Raw genomic sequence first — 26650 nt, 5'->3', positions numbered from 1 at the left:
TAATGATACTCAGGAGGCTGAATTAAACCCTCCTGAACTATTTAGCCAGATACACAGTCAGGATGCGCTTATCTGGCCAGCACTTCAGCTTGTGTACGGCAGTCGCTGCAACACCGGATAAGTGAAAAAGAGTAAATGACACAGGTTCAGCCCGACATGGAACAACACCGCTACCCATAATCTCCCGCTCAACATCCATGCTAATCCGTAAATCAGACCGGCCAGCGTAGCAAAGATGACCATCAAACTACCACCAGCGTAATGTAGCCCACCAAACAGTAGCGACGCGATTATTAGCGCCAGTACGGGATGCATCACCGAAGACAAACGCTGCTGAAGGTAACCCCGGAAAAGGGCCTCTTCCGCCAGTGACACGAAGAATATATTGGCCAGCACAAACTGGAACAGCCATTCGGGATGGTGAGGTTCTATCTTCAACCCACCAACCGCCACTGCCACCATCAGCAATAACGGTACGGCAATGACTAACATCAGCCAGTACCAGGGCTTAGTATGTGGACGAGTATCAGTGGTGAACAGAGACTTCAGGCAGATAAGCAATACAAACGGCACCAGCGCTTTATCAAAGTTGTAATACATCGTGAATGGTGCGCTTTCTGGGCCCACCCTGACGCCATCCAGCACTCTGAGGTTATGGAAACCGGGTATCAGATGCAACATCAACCCAACTGATGCCAGCAGCAGCAGGATTTCCAGTATGGTGCGCAGTGTTTTGTCGCTAAATTTGTAGTAAACACCGGCGATGAAGGTTAACACAGCCAAAAATGCGAGGGCCTGCCAGTCAAGAACCTGTGTGTATCCTCCAACTACTGCGGTAACCACTAGCAGGGCTACGGATAGTTTTTTATTGAACTGAAGTATGAGTAGAGATATAGCCAGTAAGTACCACATAGGGTCTCCTGTGATTATGTTTTAGAAAAATCGGATGGATTGTGTAAGCGGGGAGCAGCTAACCGTCGCCAGTCCCCATGCTTTCAGCCTGATGACAATGTCAGCCCCTCAATCATCGCGTCCAGATCGAGCTCTTTCCCTTCACTGATACCGGAGGATGTAAAGGCTACGGATTCGTTTATCAAACTCAAACAAGGCCTTCCTTGTCGGGTTTTCTGCTGAATAGGTACACAATTTACGGGTCAGGACACCCTGAGTTATTTCTTTCATTCCCAGCGTGGCGACAATCTGGTCCAGGTGAGGTTTTTAATCGATGATAACTTTCTGATTTATCTGACCTACAGGCTGGATAAGACATTTTTTATAACGTTCCGGATCGCCCGCGCAGTATAGCTCTTTCAGCATGTTCTCTGTCGAGGTAAAAGCGGGGTTCAAAACGCAGCCCGAACCAGTGAAGAATGGCAAAATTAGCCCAGTTAATACTGTGCATGTCGCCAGTTATCGCCGTGGGTACAATACCCGCGGGTATTCTTGTACCAGATATCGAAAACGTGGTGTGCTTCATACTCATGGGCACCGATGAGGTAACTATTTAGTGGAATATGGTTGCACAATAGGGGGTAAGCCACCACGCTCTTCCCAGGTCCAAAATATTTTTTGATGCACGGGCTTTGATCGTCGGACGTTCGACGCTGAATTTTTGCCCATCGACAGCGACATACACGTCCTTCGGTGAAAGAAAAATGAAAGAAAGCGTGTTTGGCCTTGAAATAACCCATCTGCAGGATGCAATAAATCTGTGCCAGTATTCCGGGGCGACTGGTTGCCAGCTCCTCTGCGGTGAGCGAGAAATACTTCAGTTGCTGGCCTTCATCAAAATCAGGCAGACCATACAGTGCGAATTTTTCTGCATCCGTTAAAACGGAGAGTCTTTTGCCTTTATCTTTACGACGGGATGTCATCCTGACCTCGCACTGAATATGTCCGTAAGTGGATCGCTCTGCGGACGGTAAAAATTAAATTTGCACTTCAGAGAAAATCGCTGCGACGTTGTCTCATATAACTGGTGCGGTATCAATCTCTTTCATGGCCCCTTAAACGTACACTTTATGACTGAAATACGGATTGGCTATGCCCGTTGCTCCACTGACAAACAGGATTTGACCGCCCAGCAGGAGGCGCTGGTGAAACTCAGCGTCTCTCCGGCGCGGATTTACACCGACAAAGGGCTGACAGGGTCATACCAGCAGAGACCAGGGCTGGAGCAAGTGCTGGCCGCGGTGACCCCCTGGTTGTACCGAAACTTGACCGTCTGGCGCGAACGGTACCTGATGCGCGTGAAATTGCGGATGCATTACAGGCTAGAGGCGTGAAGCTGGCGTTGGGAGCCAGCCTCTACGATCCGGAAGACCCGGTGGGGAAAATGTTCTTTAAGGTGCTGGCCACTTTCGCTGAGTTCGAGGGCGATCTGATACGCCTGCGTACCCGGGAAGGGATGGCGATTGCCCGAGCGAAAGGGAAACTGCGGGGGAAGCCGCCCAAACTGTCTGAGAAACAACAGAAAGAGCTGTGACGGATGCATGAAACCGGGTAGTACTCGATTAGCGACCTGGCTGAGTTATTTTCGGTCTCACGACCAACGGCTTACCGGACATTTTCACGGAATCATAAGGAATAATATGCGGATCCCGGAACAGGTTATCCTGTCAGCCCTGCAAAAAGGCGCGTGTATCAAAACCTTTTACCGGACATCTGCCCGGGGATGTGGTCAGCTTCCGGGCTGAAGAGGGGCAAACGGTGACAGTCCACACTGAAAGCGGTGCCCGCTGGAATGTAGCGCCACAATTATCTACCAGAGTTAAACGCCAGTGGGATCTGAAACTCGGGCAGATAATACTGTCGAAAAAAAGCTTCATTAAAGACCGGGCCACAAATGCGAGGATAAAAATGATCGACCTGACGGCAGAACAGCGGCAATTAGCGAAAATAGTTCATGACTACGCCGACCAGTTTCCTCTGACAGAGGATAGTGATGCGCAATTATTGCAGGGTTGTTATGACTACATGGAGGCGTTTAAACGGGTGATAGACAGCACATCAAAGGTGAAGATGGACTATATTTGCCTGCAATATTCTGGATATTTTCGCTTTGCGAAATGGATGGAGCGACTGGCTCAGGGGATTGCAGATGGTGTTATCGAGGTTCCGAAAGACCACTAAAAATAGTGAGCCGCAAAATTTTGGCGGCTTCCCGCTTTCAACTCCATATTCAGAGCGCTGAGCACGACGACGTGCCACCAGTCTTGCCGGGCAGGAAAGCGGCGGGTGAATAAAAGCAGTAATAGACCGGCAGGCAGCACGCGGATAAGCGCTGCCGTGAAGGGACGATCCGGTGGCAGGAGTTCGGATGTCACAATGTAGGTAGACCCCCAAATCGCGGGAGCCAGCGCCGTGAGTAGAACGTCACGCCAATAGTGTGGTGAGGATGTAGTGTTCATGACTTTACCTTCAATTCAAGATATTATGATAGTGTTGATTAATTACCTTGAAGTCAAGATAAATGAAAAATCAAACTCGTGAGCGCGAATACGACGCGGTCGATGCCATTCTTGAACAGTGGCGGCGCGAACGGCCTGATCTGGATGCCAGCCCGATGGGACCGATTGGACGTCTCCGACGCTGTGCCGTGCTCATGGATCAGCGTCTGGAATCCTGTTTTTCCCGATTCGATCTCAGCAGTTGGGAATTTGATATGTTGGCGACGCTGCGGCGTGCGGGCGCGCCGCATTGCCTGAGTCCGACCGATTTGTTCTCCACGCTGATGGTGACGTCGGGTACCATGACTCACCGCCTAAAGCGTCTTGAAACCCGTGGATTTATCGAACGCGTGCAGAATGAACAGGATGCGCGCAGTACGCTTGTGCAACTCACTGGTACGGGGCTTGAACTGATTAACCGTGCCGTTGAGGCACACATTGAGAACGAGCGTCAGGTGCTCTCGGTACTGCCTGCCGATGTCCTGGCTGCGCTTGATGATAACCTCGCGGCGCTACTGCGAGGGCTGGAAAACCATAACAAAGGGAACTGAGCCATGTCTGAATACCGTGCTTTAATCTGCTGGCAGCGCGATGGGCAAGATTTTATTGATAACCGCTACAGCCGATTGCATCAGTGGCGGTTTGATGGCGGTATTACGCTGCGTGCCTCGTCGTCACCGCATGTTGTCCCGCTACCTTTTTCGCTGGAAGACGCAGTCGACCCTGAAGAGGCGCTGGTGGCCTCGTTGTCCAGTTGCCATATGCTGTGGTTTCTTTCCATTGCGGCCAAAAAACGTTTCTGCGTGGATGATTATCAGGATCACGCGGTGGGCACGATGGGCGTGAATGCGGCAGGAAAAACGGCGATGTTGGACGTCACGCTGCGTCCGCAGGTAACATTCAGCGGCGAAAAGCAGCCTACCGCTGAGCAATATGCCCAGTTGCATGAACTAGCGCATGACGCCTGCTACATCGCCCATTCGGTGAATTTTCCGGTGAACTGCGAGCCGACGTTAGGGACGAGCAACTGAACTGAACGCGTTGACGGCGGGCAGAGATAAACGTGAGTGATGTGAAATCACCGCCCGACGCGTACAGATCGGGCGGGATGAGCGATTGCATGTAGCCGGTCATCACCATCCGGTAATGCGCTGCCAGGTTTCCTGCGCATTCCTGTGCGATTTCAGCACCTGATAGTGTTGATGCATCGCGGCTGTCGCGCAGGCGTGGTTAGGCAATATCCGCAACCGCGTGCCGACGGGGAAATGATCGACCGAAAGTCCACTGTCGACAGGTAGCGTGATAATGCCGTGTTCCTGATTGGTGATCGTCACGCAGAGGTCGTTGTAAGGGCTGCCGTACAGGTCGCAAACTAGCCCGTAACCGTAATCCTTTGCCTGAGATGCTGTGCCGCGATCGCGGGAAAGCGCCATCCAGCCTGCATCGATAAACACCCAGCCTTTTTCACGGTTGTGACCAATGACGGTGCTGACAACCGACAGGGCGATATCGTCCAATGTGCACACCCCGACATTTTTCATTACCAGATCGAACGTGGTGAACACGCCCGCTCTGACTTCGGTCACGCCGGTGAGATCTTCGGCAAAATGTGCCGTCGGCGTGGCACCGACGCTGAGTTCAGGGCAGGCAATCCCCAGCGCGCGAACACGCCGTCCGGCGGTGTTGATGGCTTCACATTCTGCACGCGCGGCCGCCCTGATCGCCTCGTCTGTGCGGCAAGCGTACGATTCTCCCGCGTGCGTCAGCAGGCCTGTGAGTGTTGCACCGTTGCCGTCGATCTGTTTCGCCAGCGCAAGTAACTCGTCGCTTTCCGGCGGGATGCCGCCGCGATGCCCGTCACAGTCGATCTCAATAAAGACTGAAAACGTCACGCTGTTGGCGCGAGCAAAATCGACCACCGCCTGCGCCTGTTCCGCGCTATCCAGCAGAATATGAATATTCACGCCGTTACGGATTAAGTTAGCGATGCGCGGCAGTTTGTGCGGGGCGATCCCCACGGCATAGAGCAGGTTGGTATAACCCGCCTCGGCAAAGGCGTCCGCTTCTGCCAGCGTCGAAACCGTCGCGGGTGAATTGGCATCTTTGAGCAGATAGCGACCTGCTTCAATCGAGCGTAGCGTTTTGAGATGCGGCCGAACCCGGCTGCCCAACGCTTCCGTTCGCTGATAAAGCCTGTCGATATTGCGTTGAAAGCGGAACTCATCAATCAGTAAAAAGGGCGTTTCCAGCGCGTTAAGCCATGCAATATTGTTCATTGTGCACCTTCGTCTCGTTGAGCCTGCTGCCAGGCGGCAAGAATGCGCTGGCCGATATATAAGTCCTGAATGGACAAGCCGGAACTGTCAAACACGGTGATGTCGTCCGGCGTTTGTCGTCCCGCTGCACCTGCGCTAATCACGTCGCCGATGGCCGTCAGCGTCACATGGGCTGGCGCGTGTTGGAAGTCACCTATCATGCGAGACTGGGAAGGCAGATCGCAAAACAGGCGGCCAGCGGTAAACAGTTCTGGCGGCAGTTCCTGCTTGCCGACGGCGTCCGATCCCATACTGACGACATGCGTTCCGGCTTTAACCCAGTCAGCGTTAAACAGCGGCGCGCGGGATGGCGTTGCCGTCACGATGATATCCGCTGCGCGGCACGCGCTTTCCGCATCGATGATTTGCGCATCCAGCCCGGCGGCCTTGAGTTCTTGTGCCATCTCTGCGGATTTGCGGCTATCGCGCCCGACAATCAGCACGGTACGAATCGGGCGAATTCTTGCCAGCGCGGCGCACTCATAGCACGCCTGATTGCCGGTGCCGAACACGGCCAAAACCGAGGCATCAGGTCTTGCCAGCAAATCGGCGGCAACGGCATTGGCAGCGGCGGTACGAAAGGCGTTTACCTTTCCGGCTTCAATCGCGACAGCGATTTTCCCGATTTGCTGATCGAACAGCAAAATCAGGGAATTATGACGGGGCAGCCCGTTAGCAGGGTTTCCCGGCCAGAACGAACCGACTTTTAGCCCGGCAAGTTCACTTGTGGCGGACGCTTTGATGCTGAAAGTGTTACCTGGATCGGAGCCTTGGCCGTGTACCACTGGAAAACTGCGAGCTTCCGGTTCGCTGGCGGCGAGCAGCGCCTCGTGAACGGCATCATAGGCCAGCTCATGGCTGATGAGTGATGCCGATTCTGCTTCAGAAATAAAAATCATGGTGCTTTCCTCAAGCATTGCCGGTCAGAAAAGCGCCGTAGCGGCTGATATCGACGTTTCCGCCGCTGATAATAATGCCGATGCGTTTACCGCGTAGCGATTCTCTGAGATTGCGTGCTGCCGCAAAGCTGAGGCAACCCGTTGGCTCCACGACAATCTTCATGCGTTCAGCGTAAAACCGCATTGCATCAATCAGGTCGTCATCCGTCACGGTCAGAATATCGTCGACGTTCTGGCGAATCAGAGGAAAGGTATGGTTGCCCAGATGCTGGGTCTGTGCGCCGTCGGCAATGGTGTTGGGCGTATCAATATGCACAATGCTTCCGCTGCGGAAAGATTGCTGTCCGTCGTTGCCCGCGAGAGGCTCGACGCCATAAATTTTACAATGTGGTGATAGCTGGCGGGCAGAAAGCGCCGAACCCGCTAGTAGCCCGCCGCCGCCCAGACAGACGAACAGGGCATCCAACTCACCGGTTTCTTCCAACAGTTCTTTGGCCGCCGTGCCTTGCCCGGCAATAACGTGTGGGTGATCGTAAGGGGGAATCAGAGTCAGGCCATGTTTTTCGGCGAGATCTCTACCAATCTGCTCACGATCTTCGGTATATCGATTGTATTCCACCACGTTTCCGCCGTAGCCGCGCGTTGCGGCGACCTTTGCTGCCGGTGCATCGTGCGGCATGACAATTGTTGCTGGAATACCAAGTAATTTGGCGGAAAGGGCAATGGCCTGTGCATGGTTACCGGAAGAAAACGTGACGACGCCAGCGGCTTTCTGCTCGTCGGAGAACTGCAACAGCGCGTTCATGGCACCGCGAAACTTAAATGCGCCCATGCGCTGAAGGTTTTCACACTTGAAGAAAACCTCTGCGCCGAATACGTCATTGACCGTGCGTGATGTCATTACCGGCGTTTTATTGGCATAGCCAGCAATACGTTCCGCTGCGGCTACCACATCGTCGAAAGTGGGGAGGCGTAAGTCACTCATGTCTGGATCACCTGCTAATCGTGATTGTGAATACCGAGGCCGCTGACCCCGATGCTGTCGAATGCGTAATAAACAAAATATATAAAATTAGATAAATTGTCTAACTTGATTTATGTTTAGCTTCTCGCTGCTGTGAGACTCATCGTGTGCTGCTGAAAAAGAGCAGAATGAGTAGGGATAAGGCGCGGTACTAAATCGGGTGTACTTACAGTACACTCAGCGCCAGAAAATGCGCTGGCGCAAATATTGGTAGGGGAGAGGAATATGGCGGCATCTGGAGAAGGTCTGTTGCTGACGCAGTTAGAGGCCATCGCGAAAGGGCTGAGCGAGACGTTTGCGCCATTTTGTGAAGTGGTCGTGCACGATCTGAAGAACCCGGAACACGCGATACTTTCCATTCACAATAACCTCTCTGGCCGGGAGGTGGGTGCTCCTGCGACGGAACTGGGTCTTGCCCGCATCGCCTCGCCTGAATTTCCTAACATTCTGGCGAACTACGCCAACCAGTTTGCCGATGGGCGTCCGGTAAAAAGCACCTCGGTCGGCATCAAAAATGCAGACGGTGACTACGTCGCGGCGCTGTGCCTGAACGTCGACATGACGCTATTTCGTGGCATGCAGAATACGCTAGCGCAGTTCACCCAACTTGCTTCCGATTCTGTGACCGAGCATCTGGAACCAAACGGCGCAGCGGCAATCCGACAACACATCGACAATTTCGCCGCCCGGCTTGCCACCACGCCACGGGCGCTAAAAGCGCAAGACAGAAAAATCCTGCTTCAGGAACTGAAAGACAGCGGCCTGCTGGAAGTCAAAAAATCGATGGAAACCATCGCACAGTACCTGGGCGTATCGCGGGCTTCGGTGTATTTGTATGCGAAGTAGGGGTCATTGGGTGCTCAGAGTCGAAGTTTACCTGTGGTTTCACGTTGGCTTTCTTGGTGGCGTATCAATTCATCTCGTTCTTTCTTGATTCTTTCTATGTTGGCGATTTCTTCGTAGATCTGCTCTGGTGTGATCCAAACCGGGTTGGGGAGGGATCCAGCCCTTGTTTCAATTTTTTGATGGCCATTAACTAATTCCCAGTCATCTGGAAGCGCCACTCGCTGTGCCAGAATGGTGCCGTCTGTCCTGTTAATGGTCGGATTATTCCAATTAGCCATATTGGAATAAGGACCCCCAGCGAGAATGCGCCCTACGGGACTATTAGTAGAGATCCAGAGTTCTTTATGGCCCTGTTTTCTCAATACATCTAATGCAATTAATAACTCCATCATATTCTGCCTTTTTGAGTGGACGGTTTATTTTTTAATAGCAATGTGCTTGGCGGCTTGGTAAAATAGCCTGTTACCAAGCGCTGCCGTATGTGGTAATAAGCGCAACGGGTCAATCCATTTATAAAATCTGATTCACCATTTTTCCGTGACTTAAGTAGTCCGACTAAAGTATAGAAGTAATATGAAAAGTGGTTTGAATAAACACTTACCCCATCCAATCACTGGATAGGTGTTAGATAGCTACGTAGCACCCAACCACCATTTCCTCAATCCTCACCTATACTTGCTTAACTGTCCGATTTGCCAATGAGTGGTAACGTCGGGTGTGGTGAAACGAAAACGCGAGGAGTAGGTATGGGGATTCTGTCCTGGATTATTTTTGGCTTGATTGCGGGGATTCTGGCTAAGTGGATTATGCCCGGTAAAGACGGCGGCGGCTTTATCCTGACGGTGTTGCTCGGGATTGTTGGTGCGGTCGTGGGCGGCTATATCAGCGTTTTCTTTGGGTTCGGCCGGGTCGATGGCTTTAACTTCGGCAGTTTTGTGGTGGCGATTGTCGGCGCGATTGTCGTGCTGTGGGTGTACCGCAAGATTCGAGACTAGTGCTATACCCGTTGCCCCGGTTTAGGGGCAACGGACTTTTTATTGCTTCAATATGAAGAAAACCAGTCGAGCAGTTGCTCTGCGGCCTCGTGAGGTGTCAGCGCAGAAGTGTGCAGTGAACGATGATGGACGGCATCGATCGTATCCGCGTAGTTGTAATTCTTCAGAATTTCTTTGAGCTTATCCTGCGTATTTACTTTACCGAACTGCTGTCTATCCGCGTTTTCCACTCGATTTAAGAGATGCGCTTCGTCGCTACGGAGCTGCACGAAAAATGGCGTAACGCCCTGTTCCGCGCACAGTGTCTTTATCGCCTCAATGTACCCGTCGTCTTTGGCTCCCTCATAGCAGAAGGTCGTGATCAGGTCGCGCTCATCCTCTGCAAAAAGCAGTGCGATGGCATAGAGCCTGAGCTGACAAGCGAAGCGCCTGAGCGTGCTAAATGCACTATCAGGCGGGAGCACCGCCATCGCTAAATCATACGTCAGATGATTATGGAATAGCGTTGCCCCCATTTTCTCCGCCAGCAGGCGACCGATCGTGAGTTTCCCCACCGCAGGTGGCCCGTAGAGGAAAATAAGCTTCTTCACTGTGCCGTACTCGTCGTGCCGGGTTCGTAATAGGTAATATTCAGCGCATTACGTGTTTTGACGGAAACACCGGTTAGTGGCACGACGGCATGCCAGGTTTCATAAAACCCGTTGCGGATGATGACGCTGGCGTTGCCCATGAGCGGGAGGACGGAATGACAGACGTCAGCATGGTTGTCTGGGTTGAGAATCTGAAAGGCGCCGCCCCAGCTTTCTTCCCATTCGGCGTTGAAATAGATAATCAGGCGGAATCCGCGTTTCAGCGACGCATCGACATGGGGGAGATAGTGGGTGTCCCGGCCGCCGCGAAAAGCCACCGCTTCCATTTTGAGTTCGGAAAGGTCGGCTCCGCAGAAGGCGGACAGGGCGGCAGTAAAAGCGTCAGAGGTCAGCTCGTTACACATTCCCAGCCAGGCGTCAGAGAGCGTGGTGGCATCGCTCACTTTGCCGGAGGCTAAAGGAATCAGCGTTCGACGATAAAAGTAACCGCCGTTACGTTCACGGTAGTTAAATCCATCGGTTGGGAACTCATGGGCAAGCGCCGAGGCGATGCTGCTGTTACGCCATATCTGGGTTAATTCACCCCACTGGAACGGGGTTTCATGTCGTTTGCCGTGGATGATACGTTCAAGATCAAAATAGTCGGACATTTTTCACTCCCTGTCGTTAATTATATCTGATGGGTGTTAATCACACCTGATAGCGGCGGCTAACGCCCATCAGAGGCTTCCCAGTGCGGTAGTCATACGTTGAATCAGTTCCTCGGTTTCATTGGCTGAAATCGTGAAGGCCGGTGCCAATTTTAAGTACGGGCCTGCTGCGCCAACGATGACACCCTGTTGACGTATCGCCGCCTGCGCGCGGCCGCACTGTTCGAGAGAGGCAAATGTCATCGACAGCATCAGGCCTTTGCCTTGCAGGCTGATCAGTCCCTCGGTTTGAGGGAAATGCTGTTTGGCGAGTTGGAGGAGCGTCCTTCCCTTTGCCGTGACCGCATCGTAGAGGTGATGTGCCTCCAGATAATCCATGACAAATAGCGCCGCGCGGCAGCCTAGCAGGTTGCCGGATTGCGTATGACCGTGGCGGAAAAACGGCGGCGCTTGTCCGGTGAAGCTGTCGCTAATGGCTTCAGTGGCGAGTACGGCGGTGATAGGAACGCCACCGCCGAGACACTTGCTGAAAATGACGATGTCAGGCTGTGCGCCTTGTGAGACTGATTCACAGAATGTCCCCGCGCGGCCAACGCCGCAGTAGACCTCGTCACAGATCAGCGGAATGTCGTGTTTCTTTGTTAACCGCGAGAGCTGTTGCAGGAAGCCCCCCGGCAGGAGTCGAGTGCCTTCCATTGCCATAATCGGTTCAATAATGACGGCAGCGATGCTCGATTCCTGTTCTTCCAGCAGTGTTTCCCAGACGCGGATGTCGCTGAGATGTTCAGGCGGGGGCATCGTGATTGTATTGCTGTCGAGCAGAGACGGTAAAATGCCTTCATTGATAAACGGGCGTCTTGTCGCCATCATCGCGCCGAGTGTACAGCCGTGGTACGCGCCGTTGATCGCCACGATTTTCGTTCGCGCCGGACGGGAGCGGTTGACCTGATATTGCCAGGCCATTTTTAGTGCGCTTTCAACGCCTTCGCTGCCGATCCCGACGATGAACGTCTTGCTCAGACCCGTACCGGTGAGCTTCGCAGCAAGTTTCTCGGCCAGTTCGGCGGGGAGTTGGGTATTTGAATAGATATTGCAGGCATGAATCAGTGTGGATAGTTGCTGTTGCAGGGCGGCAATGAATTCAGGGTGAGAGTGCCCCAGACAGTGGTTATAGCAGCCGGACATCCCGTCAAAATAGCGCTGGCCGCGTTCATCGTAGAGATAAACCCCTTCACCACGATGAATCAGCGGGCGTTCGTCTTTCTCTGCGAGAGCCGTATAAGGCGGCCAGTATGAGTTAGAGGTAGGATTCATATTTTGTCCCTGTCAGCGTGGTTCTGAGGTCGTCAACGTTACTCACGATCGTATCAATAGATCGGGTCTCTTTTTTCCCTGTGCCGGCGCAGAGCCTGAAATCGGAAATTCCCAAAAAGGACAGTACCGTGCTGGCAACACGATCGGGTGCTGACATCAGCGTTTCGTAGTCAAGGCTGAGGATGTCGTGATGCTGAAAAGCCTGATAAAATAGAGCCTGATTTTCCAGATTGTTATCGATGAACGCCGTCAATTCATCGGGCGATACCGCTATTTTATCGTGAGAAACCGGGCGGCTGTCATGCTGACCGACGTACCAGATACGGTCGCGCAGGCTTTTCTTCAGCGACACGAATTGCTGTAGCCGACTTTGTCTTTCCAGCAGGATCAGTTTCAGGTCGGGGATCGCCTGCAAGGCAGGCCAAATCGGCGCATCACCCCAGGTAGTATCAAGATCCCGAAACAGCACGAAACCAACCGCCTCGACGTATTCAAAATAGGGTTTGAACAGGTGTCGATGCAGGATCGCTTCAATAGCGGTGTCTTTAACGGAATAGGGCAACAAATGTTGACCAAAGCGGTTGAACGCTTCACCGTGCATTTCAATGTTCGGGTGGGAACCTAGCAGCGTGCGGAGCAGGTGGGTGCCCGCTCTGGGCGTGGAGACGATAGCAAATTTCTGATAGCGGGTTTGTGCTGCCAGAACGTCTGCATCCACGCTGCCGCCGACCCATTTATATTTTTCAGCAAGGGCAATTTTCTCGCAAAACAGCGCAAAATACGGCGGTGCATCGTGCTGGAGGCCTTGTAGTTGATCCTGAACTTCGTCTCCGCGTATACCCTGAGCACTCCAGTTTACGCCGTTGAGTCGGTATTCATGAACGAAGGCCAGCATGGCTGCCAGCGTTTTATCGCTGATCGGCGTCTCGGCTAACTCATCCCGCATCCGAGCGTGGAGGTGCTCTTGCGGGCACGTCAGCCAGCCATTCCAACGTGCCGCTAAGACAGATTCTGTCATTGAACGATCGGTCATTCTCTCTCCTTGATTATGCGATCAGGGTCGGTTCGCGGGTGAACATACCGCGCAGCAGCGTTCTCGGATGGGCGGGATCGTCCGTGTAGGCATGACGTCCGTGAGAGATTTTATCGTTACGCATGATCAACGCCTGCCCGCGATAAAGAGGGAATGTCAGGTGATAGCGGCTACCTTCAGCGGCCAGTTGTGATAGATACTCGACGGCCTCGACAACGCGCGGGTTGATGCCGCGCGAATACTCCCAGTCGGCGGTCACATCCAGCGTAAAGCCACCAATAAACCCACCGTCGCGATCGCGACGAAAAACCGGGCCGATATGGGCGAACTGTTTCCCTGACTGTGTGCCGGTTGAACGGCGACGGAAAATCTGTTCTTCGAGGAGAATATTCGCTAAATCAGGGTGTTCAGCCTGAAGCTGCTGAAAGGCGGAAACGCTGTCGAACAGCACGGTTTCACCGCCCTGGCTGGCATGCTGCTTACACAGAAGAATCGACGTTTTTATGCTCCCAATCGGGATATAAGAACCATCGGTATGAAGAGAAAGATGTGAGGTACTATTGAAAACCATATGCGTGCCGTGTGAGAGCCCGCCAATCTGATTTACCCCAGATGTGGAAACGCCTTCTTTATGTTCCTGACGGTTAAAGGCTGACTGATAAATCTCCCCCAGCGAATAAAGCGCTGATATTTTTTGGAAGTCAGTATCATCATATTCCCATTCGCTGGTAACGATGGCAAATCGATATTTTTCGAGATGTGCAATAACGGCCGCTTTATCTTCACTATCAATAACCTGTGGTGACCATCCATCAAAGCAACTTTTCATCGCTATTACTCCTGTAATTAGCTCGACTGAAAAACACCGTACATGAATCTATATCCGTCATACTTCACGCTGCATGGGTGTTAGCTGCGTTCAAATCTGTTGCCGGCAGATTTTCCACCTGCCTGAAACTCGAATTATTTAGGGTAGAGCTAATAATGCGGAGGGATTTATATGGCGCTCATACCTCCGTCAATAGAAAGTATTTGGCCCGTAATATATTTACTGGCGTCGGAAGCAAATAAGATCGCAGCACCTTTTAAGTCTTCATCATCACCAATGCGTCGCAGTGGGGACTTTTGCGCCAGCTCATCGACGCCAAGGCGATTCAACAGGTTCTGCGTCATCGTTGAAGGGAAAAAACCGGGCGCGAGCGCATTGACGGTGATATTAAATTCTCCCCATTCGCCCGCTAATGCTCGGGTAAAATTCACCACGGCACCTTTGCTGGTGCTGTAGGCGATGCCTTCCAGCCAGCCGGGCAGATTACCCTGTAAACCAGCAAGCGATGCCACGTTAATAATTTTTCCATAGCGGCGGGGGATCATGCTGCCTTTACCGATTTTCTGCGTTAATAAAAACAGGCTGCGGATATTCAGGTTCATGACGCGATCCCAGTCAGCAATCGCATGGTCTTCCGCCGGGGAACCAAATGCGGTACCGGCATTATTGACGAGAATATCTACCTGACCTGTTTTAGCGATGGCTTCCTCGGCGAGGCGTTCAATATCACTGTCTTGCGTATTGTCGGCGACAATCCATTCGGCACGAATACCCAGCGAGGAGAGGTGTGACTGCGCGGTCTGTAATTCATCGGCGTGGCGCGCTGAGAGGATAATATGAGCGCCTTGTGCACCGAGCGCTTCGGCAATTTGCAACCCTAGCCCACGCGATCCTCCGGTGATGAGCGCGGTTTTTCCAGACAGGGCAAAGAAGTGCGGCGTATCCATACCGATTCCCTTATATTGAGATTTCTATCCATTAGAATATGCCCTAAATAATTCGTGTTACAGAATAAAACGTTATTATTGAATAACGTACCTGAAACTTGAAATAGGAAGGGATCGCACTTGAAACTGCATTGAGTTTAAATAGATATCAGGAAAAAACTCCAGCGATATTCTGTCATTAATAAACAGGATATTTTTGAGTTGTGATTAGTTACGCATTAACTACCTAAATAAAATTATTCAGTATAAAGATAATTATTTTCTTCGTTTTAATTGTTACCTCCGCGTTGGTGTGACTGTGCGGCGGGATTGTTTTACAACCCCGCCGCCATCAATGTTATCTGTATAAACCTAAAAAAGATGCCCATCTAGCTGCAAAGGTTGTAAGCGTTTCTCCCACTCAATTAAATCCGTGTACCACTGTGCGGTAAAGCAGGTCGGCTGTGTTCCCGCCAGTTGATCGGTAGTTAGCACATGAACAATTTCTCTTACTCCATCACGAATGCTGTGTGTAGGTAAAAAACCTAACGTAGTTCTCGCATGGGAAAAACAGAGTTGATAATCACGGGTATCCAGAGATAGAGGGTGATGAACGATTTTCACCTCGGGAATTTCCTCGGTGATGATGGCAGCAATGCTGTTGATGGTGTGATTTAACGAGTCGCCACCAATATTAAAAACGGGGGGCACTGAAAGTGGGAGATCAAGCTGTAAGGCGAGTAGTACGGCACGTGCGACATCCTGAACGTGAATAAACGGACGGTGCTGGAGGCCATCACCATCAATGGTAATGAATTTCTCCCGCACGGCCATACGCGTCATGATATTGACGGAGAGATCATAACGCATGCGAGGTGCGAGACCGAATACTGTGGCATTGCGCAGAATGACCGGGTGAAAAGTGGTATCGCGCAACTGGAGAAGTTTACGTTCCACATTGAGTTTCAGTTCCGCGTAGAGGCTCTGTGGTTTGCACTCCATTTCTTCATCTGCTGATTCTGCACCAGAACGACCATAAACCGAGGCGGAACTCATATAGATGTAGCGCTGAACACCCGCCTTTTTTGCCGTATTGGCGAGATGACAAGCGCCGTCGTAATTGATGGCATGGGTGAGCGTGGACGATATCTGTGCGGCAGGATCGTTGCTTAATCCCGCGAGATCGATGACGGCTTCAACATTGTGCAATATATCGGGGGTGATGTGGCGTATATCGCCACGTAGCGTATGGAATTTTGGAGATTGTGGCATTTCTGATACGGGCTGGCCGAAGTAAAAGCGATCGAAGGCCACCACGCGGTATCCCTGATTAATTAATAAATGGCATAGCGGTATGCCGATGTAGCCACCTGCGCCAGCAACCAGAATCGTGTTTTTCATGCGTGTACTCCTTCAGCAACGTGGTGAGTGAGGGGAGAAAGGGCTAATGCTCTGAGTGAGGTAATGATGAGTTCGCATTCTTTCTCCGTCATGTCGTTGTAAATTGGCAATGCTAAAACACATGCAGACAGATGTTCGGTTTGTGGGAGTGAGGCCTGCGGCTTCCCTGCATAGGCGGGCATGAGATGACAGGCTGGTGCGTAATAGCTGCGTACCATGATCCCTTGTGCATGCAGCGCGTGTTGCAGGTCATTACGGCTCATACCATAACGCTTCGCATCTACGTAAATGGGTAGATATTGCCAGACAGGGGATTGCCCCTCGGGGGGTAAGCAGGGGGTCAGGCCGGGAATGGAAGTCATACCTGTAATCAGACGCGACGCCGCTTGCCGACGGCATGTTAATTGGGATTCGAGATAAGGGAGTTGTGCCAGCCCGATAATCGCGTTGAGTTCACTCATCTTGCCATTCAATCCAGGAAGTACACAGATACCAGATGCATCCTGCCCGAAATTGCGAATCGCTTCGGCACGTTTGATGAGCTCCGCGTCATGACTGCATAGGCAGCCACCTTCAATGGTGTTATATGACTTCGTTGCGTGAAAACTGAAAATTTGCGCATCGCCGAAGCCTCCGATTCGTTGTCCATTAACCGTGGTGCCAAAAGCAGGGGCACTGTCGATAAACAGCCGCAGCCCGTGGGTTCGCGCAATTTGTTGTAAAACAGCATAGTCGCTGGCATAGCCATACACGTCTACGGCAACAATCGCGGTAGTATTCGCAGTGATGCGACGTATGACATCGTTGGGATCCAGCAGCGGACAATCCTGGCTTTTAATATCAGCGAAAACTGGCGTTCCCCCGGCCATAACGACAGCATGAGGCGTGCCAGCAAAGGTAAATGAGGGAACAATAACGTCTTTGCCCTTAATGTCTGCTGCCAGTAACAGGGTAATTAATGCCTGCTCACCGTTACAGAATACGCGTGTGGGAACCGATTGATATTCAGTTAACCGACTTTCTAATTGGCGAACATAGGGGCCATTGTTGGTGACATTACCGCGGGTAAGACTCTCTTCTATGATCGACGAGAAGGACTCGAAAGGTGGGAAAACCGGCCTGACGATAGGGAGCAAAGAGGAGACGGGATATTCAACGCTATCGACAAAGGGAACAGATGCGTGTTTACGCCGCATGCGCAATCGTTTGGTGAGACTGGCACCGATGCTGGTGATGGATGACAGTATTATACGAACACAGAAAAACATGGCAGCGCATTGGATAATGAACATCCATTGCGTGTTAGGGAGTGCCAGCAAGAACAGTAACACGACGGTCAGTGAACCGGCACCCCAGATAAATAGCAGTTTGTCGCGAGTGGCCGCCCACGATTTTTGTTTATTATCCCCAGACTGATGAGTGGTCAAGCCTTTGGTTCCCCAACTGACATCATTAATGTTGGCGATAGAGTAGGTTGTCAGATAGACGCTGAAAATCGGTAATAGAATGAGGTAAAGGGGCATCCAGCGTAGGAACTGCCGTAGATAACTCCATGAATGCAGGCCAATGGCAAGGCAAAGCAGTAACAGAGCCACGCCCATGAGGCTGACGTTCGTTATGGAGGTTTCCAACAGTGCCAGGATACATGCCGCTCCCAGTAATCCTCCGAGTACCGACATCGCAGCGATGTGGTAGCACGTGCCAGCCTCATTATTCAACGTGGCTCTACGGTTCATACAGAGCGTTCCGATCCAGATGACAATAAAAAGCAGTGCCGCCCCTATGGCTGCAGTGGTGTTAAGTGACGGATTGGCGTCTGGCAGGATACGGCTGACAAATGTGTGTACACCTGCCGCGAGCAAAATGGCGCTAAATGAGGGCATCATAAATTGAGAAATAAACTGTAACATTCCCCAAAGTAAAGAAAGCGTAACATTGCAGCGTCGCATTGGCGAAAGAGAGGACTGCGTTATCACCTCGGGCAATCGGGATAACGAGTGTAAGCGAGCGGCAAGGGTACTATTGACCCAACGTCGTCGCTGGCGCAGAAGTTCTATGAAAGTAGGCGCTGGGTCTGAACGTACAACGGCACCTTGCTCATAACGTACCCCGCTCCCTTGATGGTGTGTGGCCAGTTCAAACCCCATAACCCGATCTTCCGCTAGAAACAGGTTACGCTCTAATAAACCTTGGGGAATTAGCCCACGCAGGTAGGCCTCAATCGGCGCGTGCGGATGTCCGTGATTTTCACAAAATTGGCTCCATCGAATCATACTGCATTGTCCAGGAACCACTTCCAGATAATCCAGAGCACTGCCGATGGCCCAATCACTGACTTTTTCCCAAATAAAATCGGCGTATTGCCAATTTTGTGCCAGGTTTGCATCCGTGGGAACCGGGAGCATCACGCGCGTTGTGACGGCCCCACAATAAGGATCTCGCCACATATGTTGTAGTAACTGTATCAAACATGCTGACTCAGTGACCGATCCCGCATCGATCTGCATGGCAAATTCTGCCTTAACGACACGCCCTACACCCCAAAAAAACCAGGCATGGCTATCCAGCTTTCCTGCATTATGGCGCTTGTTGGCAAGAAGTAGCGTCATGTTCTGCTCCGCGCTTTCAGCTATCCCAGATTGATCACAGCAGCGCAGAATATGAGAGGTGGACTGTTCGCTGACCTGAAGCGTCAATGAATTGCTCTGCTTGTCCGATGTGGGCGTTTGCACTGGCAGTAATCCCAGCGAGGCTAAAAGCGAGACGGTTGATGGGTGAGCGCTGTCGGTGCCATCAAGTAGGATGCAAATGATGATGTTGGGCGGACGATTGGCAAACGTTGTGGTTAACTCTTGCTGATTACGAACCAGCCCTGCCAGCGTATCGGCAAGCATGGGAGCCGGTTCGTTATACAGCGTGAGGCACACGAGAATATCGGCTTGTCCGGCGGGGAGGCCTCCGCTTATACGGATATTATCACGACAGGATTGCCGGATTTTTGCCAGCATTTGCCAGTTATCGCTATCGGTGATCGTAGTCGGATGGTTCAGTGCCATGGTTTTTTTCATACAAGGGTGTCCCGTAGAAATAAGGCGATCGGTTAAAGGCGAATATTCAGAGGAGAGAGCGGCGTTCCCCCAGCCTGAGTCACTGGAAGTTTCCAAAAACGTTCGGCGACGGCGGCGTATATCGAGCGGAAATCGGTAGAGAAATAAGGGTTGCCATCGCTATCCAACTTATCAAGTGGGCTGCGGGCTCCCCAGATACCCCCCTCGACTTGACCACCCAATAACAACATTGGCCCACAGGTGCCGTGATCGGTTCCGCCCGATGCATTTTCTTTTGGCCGACGTCCGAACTCTGAGTGCACCATAATCAGGCTGTCCTGCCAGGCGCCAATATCGATGAGTCCTTGCCGTAGCCCCAGCATTAACGTTTCTACTTTGCTGAGTTGGCGTTCATGTTCACCGCGCAAATTGCTATGCAGATCGAAGCCAGACAAACTGATTTTGTACAGCGGTGAACGGACATTATTCTCTATAAGCCAGAGTATTGTTGCCGCTTGGGCATTTTGCGGTTCAATGTAGCCGTCGTGGGTAAATCGACGAGTGAAATGGTTCTGATTGCGCAGCTTATTTTGAATTCGTCGACTTATCGTGCTGGTACTCTCCATTAACCGCAGGATGTGTTGTGCTGCGGGAGGGCGGTTATCATTGGTTTGGGAGGAGGCCAGGGTTAAATCGGTGCTAAGCAGGGCGCGACTATCCTGAAGCGTCAGCGCCTGGATCGTCGGATGGATAAGTAAAGACTGATCGCCAGAGAGAATAATGCCATCGGTATCATGATACCGCTCCTCACGTGAAGAGGTGCTCAGAACGCGACCAGCCCATCCTGATTTCAGCGTCGGGGTATCAGCGCCATTGGCCCATATTGCGGCGGAACTGAAATGAGACAGATTGGGCGACGGATAACCCACGTCTTGTATTACCGCTAACTCCCCCTTTTGAAATACATGAGCGAGTTTTTTCCAGGCGAGGTTAAAAGCTAAATCGTCGTTTAAAGGCGCATATTCGTGCGCTTTTAACGCTAGCATAGGGCGATAATGTCGATAGAGCGGATCCCGATAGGGAACCAACGTGTTTAACGCATCATTTCCCCCAAATAATTCAATGACGATCAAATGCTTATTAATAGGAATGGTGCTTTTGGCGAACCCGCGCAGGGGAAGCATGGTTGTTAATATCCCTGCGGCAAGCCCACCGAGAAGTAAACGCCGTGACGGTATAAACGGTGCTGACATAAGCGGATATCCTTATCTATTTCAGATTAAATGCAGGGTCAAGTGTCAGTGCCTTTAAGGTCACGGCACTGTTATCCCAACTGACGGGTTGTCTAAAAGGCGAGATAGCCAGTAGTGAATGAGGAGATATACGGGCATAAGGTGTGACACTAGTGGGTAGCGCGCTTCCCGATTGACTAAATTGCGGCTTTAGGCGACCTGTACCGTATTCGATGTTGGCGTTGAGTGGGGTGCTCCGATCGATCAGACTGGCCTCTTCGCTCCCGATCGGTGTGGTAAGGTCAAAAGATAAACTCAGGTTGCAGTAAAAAGATCCTAACGGTGAGTCTGCAAGGCAGGAGGAACCCTTCGGGATGATCCAACTGGCTTGATGGGGAGAAAAACGATAACCCTTGAAGGAAATCCAATTGATAAATAAATGGGTGTCGGGTTCATCTGCATCCATCGTAATGGTGACATTTTCCAATGTTGCGGATCCGCTGGGTAAGGGAATAGCGACGGTTTCCCACATGGGTTTCAGATTTCCTGGCTCGTTGGAAGCTTGTTCTTGCCGGGTATCTGCCCCGATCTTTGCAGTAATTCTGGCAAGCTTTTGCCCATTGGCGGTGACGATAAAGCGAGCTGGTAGCCCACGATTTTCGGATGAAAAACGCACGATTAACCCATCATTGTCAGGCGGCGGATTTTCTACAGCAGACCACAGTCGGGTTAACACTCTGGTACGATCGACCAGTGTCTTGCCATCAAGCCATGCCATTCCCTCTTCCCATCCCGCCACTGAGGGAGCCATAAAGGGGCTTTGTCCCAGAGTCTGAAGATAATCAAGTAGGATGTGTTGATCAGGCAACACCAGCGACAGCGTGCGAGAAAAACCGACGATAAGATCCAGCGGGGATTTGACCAATGCTCCACGATTGCGTTCGTGCCAAAAAGCGGGACTGAGCAACAATTCACGTATGAACGGTTTCATCGCATAGTCATTATTGCGTAAATTTTGTGCTAATCCGGATACCGTTTCTGGGTCATCCTCTAGCGAAATAAAGGCGCGGTAAAACTTTCCTGCTAAACGCGTTGCCGTTTGGGGTTGCGACAATAAAACATCAACAAGCTGATCGAGTTCTTCATCGGGTGTTCCTTGAATTCTCTTGCCTAGCAGCGTTTTTTCGCCAGATACCGCCGCATTGGCGTCAAATCGATAACGCCATTGCTGCATGGCGTTGACACCATGCCCGGCCAGAATGCGGGCCACTTGTTTGACGTCATTTTCACTGTAATTACCCTCTCCCAGGGTAAAGAGCTCCATCAATTCTCTTGCAAGATTTTCATTAGGATTCTGGCGTGTATTAGAGGTGTTATCCAACCCGCTGAGCATCATGGGGTCTTGGAGTATTTTTCGTATCAGAAGGCGAAAGCTCTGGCTACCGACCTGCCGAAATAGAGTGAGCTGATCGAAAAAAGGGGCGGTGATGAGGGTGCTGTCAAACCGGGAAACGAAATGGTTGTGCCAGAACAGCGTGAGGCGATCGGCAAATGGAGTGGGTGTCAGAATCATTTCCTGTACCCACCACGCCTGCAACTGGTTAATTTCGTTGATACGGAAGAAAATCATATTTTGCTCTCGCCAGCCTTCCTGCCAGTAATCTGGATAAGGTTTCTGTACGAAAGCCGGGGGAAGAGTGTAAAAAGGCGCATCGAGTGTGCTTAGCAGATAATCCACGGCTTGTTCCCGCGTCATCTCTTTGAAACGTTCAATATCCTGTGGGGTTGTGCCAAATCCAGTGCGGTCGATCAGATGGCGTGTTTCTGCAATTGTTAAGGCGATTCCTGAGGTGCTGAATGTGAGGGTCCACAGCAGAATGAGAATGTTGCACAGACTACTTGCAAAAGATGATGGTCGTGGTTTTCTACGGGGCGATGAGATCTGCTGGGTATGGAATGGCGTAAGATACGCTAATGCAAAACGAGCTTGTTTATGCATGATAGTAGATTATCCCTCAGACGTAATAGAATGATGCGGACATCTACTATGTAAAAAGAGTATGTGGTTTTCACCTTAGCTGGGGTGGAGTAGACCCCGGTAAGGGTAAAAACTATGAGTTATTGAGCAGACGTTTTGCCTGAGCGAACTTGTTTTCAAGCGTGCTTTTGGAAATGCCCCTTTTATCGCCATAGTGAGCAATTAAAGCGGAAATCACCGCATCCTGAGAGGTAAAAAGCGTATATGCCTGGCCTGAAGGTGAATGTTGATTATATAAGCTAATTAACGCCCCAATCACTGTCAGATATGTACTTTCGCTCCGTTCTCCCAGTGCGGACTGTGTTGAATTCAACATCGCTGATGCGCAAGTAGCTTTTAGTGAAAGGTAATCGTTTTGTATATTATTATTCTGGGTTTCAAGATTGTTGTTCTTTATACGCATCACCTCTAATTCGGCTAAAAGAATTTGCACCGAATTTATATTTATAGTTATCGCGGGGATTTTTTCCTCTGGAGAGAACAAAAAGTCGGGTTTCTCATTTGGATAATATGACATCATCCAGTTTTTTAGATCGACATGACGAATTGATAAATCGGGATCGCTTAAGTCTATGGGGGTTGAACTAGTAATTCCGCGTTTGCTATGCCGCAGTTCTCCATTGATGAGTCCATCAATCACTCTTTCGTGGTTTAATGATAGGTTTGGCCATGTTTGAGTAGAGGAATGTAAGAAAGTGAGCGGGTTATTATCGAATTTATCAAGTATTTCAGACTCTGATGACATTAATTGACTCCAACGAATAGCAACCTCTATGGGGCGGTAAAATGTTTTTATAATGGGGGGGGTATTATATGCTGAAAGCATAATGAGAAATCCTTTAATCATTTTACTTATGGTTGTATTTCCTGCGATTTTATTGCACCTTCTATTGTGGTTTTTATATTATTCTTTACCGGGATTTTCCTTCAGTTTATTTAAAAATATTCATTTTTCCGAAAATATTATGACGTATATGCTAAATTCTTTATCCACAAAATGCTTTTTTAGTAGGTATATTATCGAGTCTAAATAACCTTAGAGAATATCGGTCATTATTCAAATTGTATATGAAGGGGCGTGGGGAAGGTGATTATGGTTAATACTGATGGTCAGAGAGCAAGAGTGACGGGGTGAGGTAAAAAGCAGTGCGCCCATTTTTGCGCACTGCGTGCGATTCATATCCGTGCTTTTGTCAGTTAATGCGTGATGATGCTATCCAGCGCGCGCAGGTGCTCTGGCTGCCATGACAAGTTGACTTCGGTGCCGGCTTTCCAGTGCGGCTGAATCTCGCTGGCGGGGAGTTTCACCATGAATTGCGGTTGGCCAGCCACTTCCGTCATCATCCGGACGTGATCGCCCAGATAGATGAACTGCTGAATGCGGGCTTTGACCTGCTGCATGCCGTCGTCGACGTGGGGCGCGTTGACGTGAACGCGTTCCGGACGGATGCAAAGCGTAATTTTTCGACCCGGCGAACTGGGGCGGACTTTCAGCGCACGCAGTGACGTGCCGTCGTCCAGTGTTGCCCGGTAGAATGCGCCTTCGGCCTCGGCGCGTGTGGCGAGCAGCGTATTATTTTCGCCGATAAACTGCGCCACAAAGGCGTTTTCCGGTTTTTCGTAGATATCGCTGGGGCTATCCATCTGCTGAATCACGCCATCGTTAAACACGGCGACGCGATTGGACATCGTCATCGCTTCGCTCTGGTCATGGGTGACGTACACCACGGTTAACTCCAGCGACTGATGCAGCTCCTTGATTTCCAACTGCATATGCTCGCGCAGCTGTTTATCCAGCGCGCCCAGCGGTTCATCCATCAGCACCAGTTTAGGCTCGAAAACCAACGCGCGGGCTAGCGCCACACGCTGCTGTTGGCCGCCGGACATCTGCGCGGGGTAGCGGTCGGCCAGGCTGGTGAGTTTCACGCGATCCAGAACCCGATCCACTTTCTCTTTGATGTCGGCGCGGTTCAGGCGACGGATGGACAATGGAAAGGCGAGATTCTCTGCCACGGTCATATGTGGGAACAGGGCGTAGTTCTGAAATACCATACCGATGTCACGCTGGTGTGGTGGAAGATGGTGCAGCGGCGCATCGCGCAGCAGAATTTCGCCCTGCGTCGGGGTTTCAAACCCGGCGAGCATCATCAAACTGGTGGTTTTTCCCGAGCCGGATGGCCCAAGCAGGGTCAGAAATTCACCTTCACGGATATCCAGATTGAGGTTTTTGACGATCAGGCGGTCGCCGTCATAGGTCTTCTGAACATTCCTGAAGCTGACATAATTTCTCATTTTTCACTCTCCGGCAGTCACTGTTATTCATAAGAATGCATAAACCATGCCGGATGCTAAGCGAACAGAAAATACCGCGCGCAATGCACTAAAACGCGATCGTTCACTACCACAGATGCCCTGTGATGGGGCGTGTTGACGCAAATGGCACCGTAACGGTGCGTGCTGGCTCAGATGAAAACGAGGGCGATCAGACGTCGGAATGGCGCGTATTCAGCGCCTGAATACAGGCCACAATCACGGAAAACGCCTGCGTCATTTGGCTCTCTTCCACGCTGGCGTAGCCCAGTAATAAACCACGCTGTTGCGTCGGTTGCAGGTAGTAGCTGGAGAGGGGTTTAACCATCACGCCACGGCGCAAGATTGCCGCGCTTAGCACGACATCGTCGATATGAGGAGGCAGGCTGAGCAGCATATGCAGCCCGGCGTTGCTGTTGTCTCCAACGTAATCCGCGCCCAGATGTTGTTCAATCAACGACGTCAATAGCGCGCGGCGTCGGGCGTAGAGCAGGCGCATACGGCGGATATGTGCGGCGTAGTGGCCTTCGTGGATAAACTGCGCGAGCGTCGCTTGTGTGAGCCAGTGACCGCCGCGATAGAGTTCGGAATGTGCAGTCTTTAGCGACTGCGCCAGCAGCGGAGGCAGCACCATGTAGCTGACACGCAGACCGGGGTAGAGTGTTTTGCTGAATGTGCCGATGTAGATCACCGGTGATTGCGCCTGTAGCCCTTGCAGCGCGGGGATCGGGCTGCCGGAGAAGCGGAATTCGCTATCGTAATCATCCTCCACCACCCAACAACCGTGCTCCTGCGCCAGTGCCAGCAGGCGTTGACGCCGTGCCAGACTCATCACCGCGCCCAGTGGATATTGATGTGACGGTGTCACGCAAATCAGGCGTGGAACGGCGTCGGGTGCCAGCGTTTCCGGCGGTGCCAGCCCTTGTTCATCGACATCAACGGGGGCGACTCGCAGGCCGTTAATCGTCAGAACATTGCGAATCCCCCAGTAACAGGGATCTTCAATCCACGCCAAATCGCCGGGGTTGCACAGCATTTTAGCCAGCAGATCCATCGCCTGATGCGTGCCTTCGGTAATCAGAATCTGCTCCGGCGTGCATTTGACGGAGCGGGCGACGCGCAGATAATCCACCAGAGTGAGTTGCAGTTCGGGACAGCCACCAATCGGTGAATAGGAAAGCTGTTCGGGACGAACGCGGCGCGTCAGTCGCGTCTGAATCCGTCGCCACAAATCGTGAGGAAAGCTGGCGATATCCGGGATGCCCGGCATAAACGCGCCCCATTGGCGGGCGGAGGCGCCGGCATAACCCAGCAGATGCATACCGCGACGCGATAATTCATGTTTAGGTTCACGGATTTCTCCGGCGCTGTCGCTGCTCACCGGTTGCATATTGCCATCGGGCAACTGTTCCGTGACGAATGTCCCGCTTCCTTTGCGCGCATCAATATAGCCTTCTGCCAGGAGCTGTTCGTAAGCGGTCAGTACGGTATTGCGTGACAGCGATAGCTGCTGCGCCAGATCGCGCGACGACGGCAGACGCTCGCCAGCGGCAATCGCGCCATCAAGAATCGCTAGCCGAATGCAGTCGTACAAACGCTTGTTTAGCGCACCGTCTTGCTGGTTGGCTAAACGCTGAAGCAATAAGTCGGTCAGAAGTGAGCGCAAAAGTGGATCCTTCAAATATTCAAAACTGGCACTGGATTATAGAACCATCTCGCGTCTAAATGACATCATCATCTTGCAACTACACT

General features: G+C 51.5%; 23 protein-coding genes and 4 pseudogenes. 6 read left to right on the top strand and 21 right to left on the bottom strand.

Features of this window, described 5'->3' with window-relative positions:
• Positions 1–84: 84 nt before the first annotated feature.
• The 3 genes and pseudogenes from I2D83_RS12070 to I2D83_RS12060 all read right to left on the bottom strand — a co-directional run.
• Positions 85–912 carry a CPBP family intramembrane glutamic endopeptidase gene (locus I2D83_RS12070; RefSeq protein WP_181844866.1) on the bottom strand — a complete coding sequence of 276 codons (828 nt, stop codon included), beginning with the start codon at positions 910–912 and terminating at the stop codon, positions 85–87.
• A gap of 147 nt (positions 913–1059) precedes the next feature.
• A pseudogene (locus I2D83_RS12065) lies at positions 1060–1636 on the bottom strand (Tn3 family transposase); the annotation flags it as partial.
• Between the two features lie 79 nt (positions 1637–1715).
• Positions 1716–1874, bottom strand: a pseudogene (locus I2D83_RS12060) (hypothetical protein); the annotation flags it as partial.
• Positions 1875–2021: 147 nt separating this feature from the next.
• Here I2D83_RS12060 and I2D83_RS12055 point away from each other — a divergent pair.
• A pseudogene (locus I2D83_RS12055) lies at positions 2022–2485 on the top strand (recombinase family protein).
• Positions 2486–2859: 374 nt separating this feature from the next.
• The gene (locus I2D83_RS12050; protein WP_205948180.1) at positions 2860–3132 is read left to right on the top strand and encodes an arylsulfatase regulator; all 273 of its coding nucleotides are present in this window, start codon (positions 2860–2862) and stop codon (positions 3130–3132) included.
• Positions 3133–3176: 44 nt separating this feature from the next.
• On the opposite strand, the pseudogene I2D83_RS12045 reads toward I2D83_RS12050, so the two are convergent.
• Positions 3177–3410, bottom strand: a pseudogene (locus I2D83_RS12045) (EamA family transporter); the annotation flags it as partial.
• 62 nt (positions 3411–3472) lie between these two features.
• Between I2D83_RS12045 and I2D83_RS12040 the strand changes: the two are divergent.
• On the top strand, positions 3473–4000 hold the full coding sequence (locus I2D83_RS12040) for a MarR family winged helix-turn-helix transcriptional regulator (RefSeq protein ID WP_015840479.1): 528 nt from the start codon (positions 3473–3475) through the stop codon (positions 3998–4000).
• A gap of 3 nt (positions 4001–4003) precedes the next feature.
• On the top strand, positions 4004–4480 hold the full coding sequence (locus I2D83_RS12035; protein WP_180778053.1) for an OsmC family protein: 477 nt from the start codon (positions 4004–4006) through the stop codon (positions 4478–4480).
• A gap of 102 nt (positions 4481–4582) precedes the next feature.
• On the opposite strand, the gene I2D83_RS12030 is transcribed toward I2D83_RS12035, so the two are convergent.
• The 3 genes from I2D83_RS12030 to I2D83_RS12020 are packed head-to-tail and all read right to left on the bottom strand — an operon-like array spanning position 4583 to position 7648.
• Positions 4583–5725 (bottom strand): DSD1 family PLP-dependent enzyme, encoded by a 1143-nt coding sequence (locus I2D83_RS12030; RefSeq protein ID WP_205946593.1) that lies wholly within the window; start codon positions 5723–5725, stop codon positions 4583–4585.
• A complete protein-coding gene (locus I2D83_RS12025; RefSeq protein ID WP_205946592.1) occupies positions 5722–6663 on the bottom strand; it encodes an ornithine cyclodeaminase family protein in 942 nt (313 codons plus the stop codon). Before I2D83_RS12025 ends, I2D83_RS12030 begins: the two co-directional genes overlap by 4 nt.
• 10 nt (positions 6664–6673) lie before the next feature.
• The gene (locus I2D83_RS12020; RefSeq protein WP_205946591.1) at positions 6674–7648 is read right to left on the bottom strand and encodes a threo-3-hydroxy-L-aspartate ammonia-lyase; all 975 of its coding nucleotides are present in this window, start codon (positions 7646–7648) and stop codon (positions 6674–6676) included.
• 264 nt (positions 7649–7912) lie between these two features.
• Between I2D83_RS12020 and I2D83_RS12015 the strand changes: the two genes are divergently transcribed.
• Positions 7913–8533, top strand: coding sequence for a helix-turn-helix transcriptional regulator (locus I2D83_RS12015; RefSeq protein ID WP_205946590.1), 621 nt, complete (start codon positions 7913–7915; stop codon positions 8531–8533).
• Positions 8534–8547: 14 nt separating this feature from the next.
• Here the strand turns inward: I2D83_RS12015 and I2D83_RS12010 are convergent, their stop codons facing one another.
• On the bottom strand, positions 8548–8925 hold the full coding sequence (locus tag I2D83_RS12010) for a hypothetical protein (RefSeq protein WP_205946589.1): 378 nt from the start codon (positions 8923–8925) through the stop codon (positions 8548–8550).
• A 354-nt stretch (positions 8926–9279) separates the two neighbouring features.
• Here I2D83_RS12010 and I2D83_RS12005 point away from each other — a divergent pair, with 354 nt between their 5' ends.
• Positions 9280–9528 carry a GlsB/YeaQ/YmgE family stress response membrane protein gene (locus I2D83_RS12005; protein ID WP_005972245.1) on the top strand — a complete coding sequence of 83 codons (249 nt, stop codon included), beginning with the start codon at positions 9280–9282 and terminating at the stop codon, positions 9526–9528.
• Positions 9529–9575: 47 nt separating this feature from the next.
• Here I2D83_RS12005 and I2D83_RS12000 read toward each other — a convergent pair whose 3' ends face one another.
• From I2D83_RS12000 to pdxR, 13 genes are all read right to left on the bottom strand, one after another.
• A complete protein-coding gene (locus I2D83_RS12000; RefSeq protein WP_181846882.1) occupies positions 9576–10118 on the bottom strand; it encodes a P-loop NTPase family protein in 543 nt (180 codons plus the stop codon).
• Positions 10115–10768, bottom strand: coding sequence for a 2OG-Fe(II) oxygenase (locus I2D83_RS11995; protein ID WP_194430279.1), 654 nt, complete (start codon positions 10766–10768; stop codon positions 10115–10117). The genes I2D83_RS12000 and I2D83_RS11995 overlap by 4 nt, the downstream gene beginning before the upstream one ends.
• 69 nt (positions 10769–10837) lie before the next feature.
• On the bottom strand, positions 10838–12082 hold the full coding sequence (locus tag I2D83_RS11990) for an aminotransferase family protein (protein ID WP_205946588.1): 1245 nt from the start codon (positions 12080–12082) through the stop codon (positions 10838–10840).
• Positions 12066–13115: a sulfotransferase family protein gene (locus I2D83_RS11985; RefSeq protein ID WP_181846880.1), complete on the bottom strand. Its 1050-nt coding sequence runs from the start codon at positions 13113–13115 to the stop codon at positions 12066–12068. Before I2D83_RS11985 ends, I2D83_RS11990 begins: the two co-directional genes overlap by 17 nt.
• 13 nt (positions 13116–13128) lie before the next feature.
• The gene (locus I2D83_RS11980) at positions 13129–13944 is read right to left on the bottom strand and encodes a TauD/TfdA family dioxygenase (protein WP_205946587.1); all 816 of its coding nucleotides are present in this window, start codon (positions 13942–13944) and stop codon (positions 13129–13131) included.
• Positions 13945–14111: 167 nt separating this feature from the next.
• The gene (locus I2D83_RS11975; protein ID WP_205946586.1) at positions 14112–14891 is read right to left on the bottom strand and encodes an SDR family oxidoreductase; all 780 of its coding nucleotides are present in this window, start codon (positions 14889–14891) and stop codon (positions 14112–14114) included.
• 351 nt (positions 14892–15242) lie between these two features.
• Positions 15243–16271 carry an NAD-dependent epimerase/dehydratase family protein gene (locus I2D83_RS11970; RefSeq protein ID WP_205946585.1) on the bottom strand — a complete coding sequence of 343 codons (1029 nt, stop codon included), beginning with the start codon at positions 16269–16271 and terminating at the stop codon, positions 15243–15245.
• Positions 16268–19339 (bottom strand): DegT/DnrJ/EryC1/StrS family aminotransferase, encoded by a 3072-nt coding sequence (locus I2D83_RS11965; RefSeq protein WP_205946584.1) that lies wholly within the window; start codon positions 19337–19339, stop codon positions 16268–16270. The genes I2D83_RS11970 and I2D83_RS11965 overlap by 4 nt, the downstream gene beginning before the upstream one ends.
• Before the next feature lie 32 nt (positions 19340–19371).
• On the bottom strand, positions 19372–20571 hold the full coding sequence (locus tag I2D83_RS11960) for a DUF1501 domain-containing protein (protein WP_180779669.1): 1200 nt from the start codon (positions 20569–20571) through the stop codon (positions 19372–19374).
• A 16-nt stretch (positions 20572–20587) separates the two neighbouring features.
• A complete protein-coding gene (locus I2D83_RS11955; protein WP_205946583.1) occupies positions 20588–22549 on the bottom strand; it encodes a DUF1800 domain-containing protein in 1962 nt (653 codons plus the stop codon).
• 112 nt (positions 22550–22661) lie between these two features.
• Positions 22662–23414, bottom strand: a complete 753-nt coding sequence (locus tag I2D83_RS11950) for a hypothetical protein (RefSeq protein WP_181838222.1) — start codon at positions 23412–23414, stop codon at positions 22662–22664.
• 371 nt (positions 23415–23785) lie between these two features.
• Positions 23786–24880: an ABC transporter ATP-binding protein gene (locus I2D83_RS11945; RefSeq protein WP_180779666.1), complete on the bottom strand. Its 1095-nt coding sequence runs from the start codon at positions 24878–24880 to the stop codon at positions 23786–23788.
• Positions 24881–25070: 190 nt separating this feature from the next.
• Positions 25071–26564, bottom strand: a complete 1494-nt coding sequence (gene pdxR / locus I2D83_RS11940; RefSeq protein WP_205946582.1) for a MocR-like pyridoxine biosynthesis transcription factor PdxR — start codon at positions 26562–26564, stop codon at positions 25071–25073.
• Between the last annotated feature and the right edge of the window lie 86 nt (positions 26565–26650).

Origin of the sequence: Pectobacterium aroidearum, assembly GCF_015689195.1 — a bacterium.
GTDB lineage: Bacteria > Pseudomonadota > Gammaproteobacteria > Enterobacterales > Enterobacteriaceae > Pectobacterium > Pectobacterium aroidearum.
This window is presented reverse-complemented; position numbering and strand designations above follow the sequence as displayed.

Coding starts and splice junctions, on each gene's coding strand:
- I2D83_RS11945 (WP_180779666.1), bottom strand. CDS start 24,880: ATGAGAAATTATGTCAGCTTCAGGAATGTTCAGAAGACCTATGACGGC.
- I2D83_RS11960 (WP_180779669.1), bottom strand. CDS start 20,571: ATGTCAGCACCGTTTATACCGTCACGGCGTTTACTTCTCGGTGGGCTT.
- I2D83_RS11975 (WP_205946586.1), bottom strand. CDS start 14,891: ATGGATACGCCGCACTTCTTTGCCCTGTCTGGAAAAACCGCGCTCATC.
- I2D83_RS11965 (WP_205946584.1), bottom strand. CDS start 19,339: ATGAAAAAAACCATGGCACTGAACCATCCGACTACGATCACCGATAGC.
- I2D83_RS11990 (WP_205946588.1), bottom strand. CDS start 12,082: ATGAATCCTACCTCTAACTCATACTGGCCGCCTTATACGGCTCTCGCA.
- I2D83_RS12005 (WP_005972245.1), top strand. CDS start 9,280: ATGGGGATTCTGTCCTGGATTATTTTTGGCTTGATTGCGGGGATTCTG.
- I2D83_RS11985 (WP_181846880.1), bottom strand. CDS start 13,115: ATGACCGATCGTTCAATGACAGAATCTGTCTTAGCGGCACGTTGGAAT.
- I2D83_RS12025 (WP_205946592.1), bottom strand. CDS start 6,663: ATGATTTTTATTTCTGAAGCAGAATCGGCATCACTCATCAGCCATGAG.
- I2D83_RS12015 (WP_205946590.1), top strand. CDS start 7,913: ATGGCGGCATCTGGAGAAGGTCTGTTGCTGACGCAGTTAGAGGCCATC.
- I2D83_RS11980 (WP_205946587.1), bottom strand. CDS start 13,944: ATGAAAAGTTGCTTTGATGGATGGTCACCACAGGTTATTGATAGTGAA.
- I2D83_RS12040 (WP_015840479.1), top strand. CDS start 3,473: ATGAAAAATCAAACTCGTGAGCGCGAATACGACGCGGTCGATGCCATT.
- I2D83_RS12070 (WP_181844866.1), bottom strand. CDS start 912: ATGTGGTACTTACTGGCTATATCTCTACTCATACTTCAGTTCAATAAA.
- I2D83_RS12020 (WP_205946591.1), bottom strand. CDS start 7,648: ATGAGTGACTTACGCCTCCCCACTTTCGACGATGTGGTAGCCGCAGCG.
- I2D83_RS11970 (WP_205946585.1), bottom strand. CDS start 16,271: ATGAAAAACACGATTCTGGTTGCTGGCGCAGGTGGCTACATCGGCATA.
- I2D83_RS12050 (WP_205948180.1), top strand. CDS start 2,860: ATGATCGACCTGACGGCAGAACAGCGGCAATTAGCGAAAATAGTTCAT.
- I2D83_RS12030 (WP_205946593.1), bottom strand. CDS start 5,725: ATGAACAATATTGCATGGCTTAACGCGCTGGAAACGCCCTTTTTACTG.
- I2D83_RS11995 (WP_194430279.1), bottom strand. CDS start 10,768: ATGTCCGACTATTTTGATCTTGAACGTATCATCCACGGCAAACGACAT.
- I2D83_RS12035 (WP_180778053.1), top strand. CDS start 4,004: ATGTCTGAATACCGTGCTTTAATCTGCTGGCAGCGCGATGGGCAAGAT.
- I2D83_RS11955 (WP_205946583.1), bottom strand. CDS start 22,549: ATGCATAAACAAGCTCGTTTTGCATTAGCGTATCTTACGCCATTCCAT.
- I2D83_RS11950 (WP_181838222.1), bottom strand. CDS start 23,414: ATGCTTTCAGCATATAATACCCCCCCCATTATAAAAACATTTTACCGC.
- I2D83_RS12010 (WP_205946589.1), bottom strand. CDS start 8,925: ATGATGGAGTTATTAATTGCATTAGATGTATTGAGAAAACAGGGCCAT.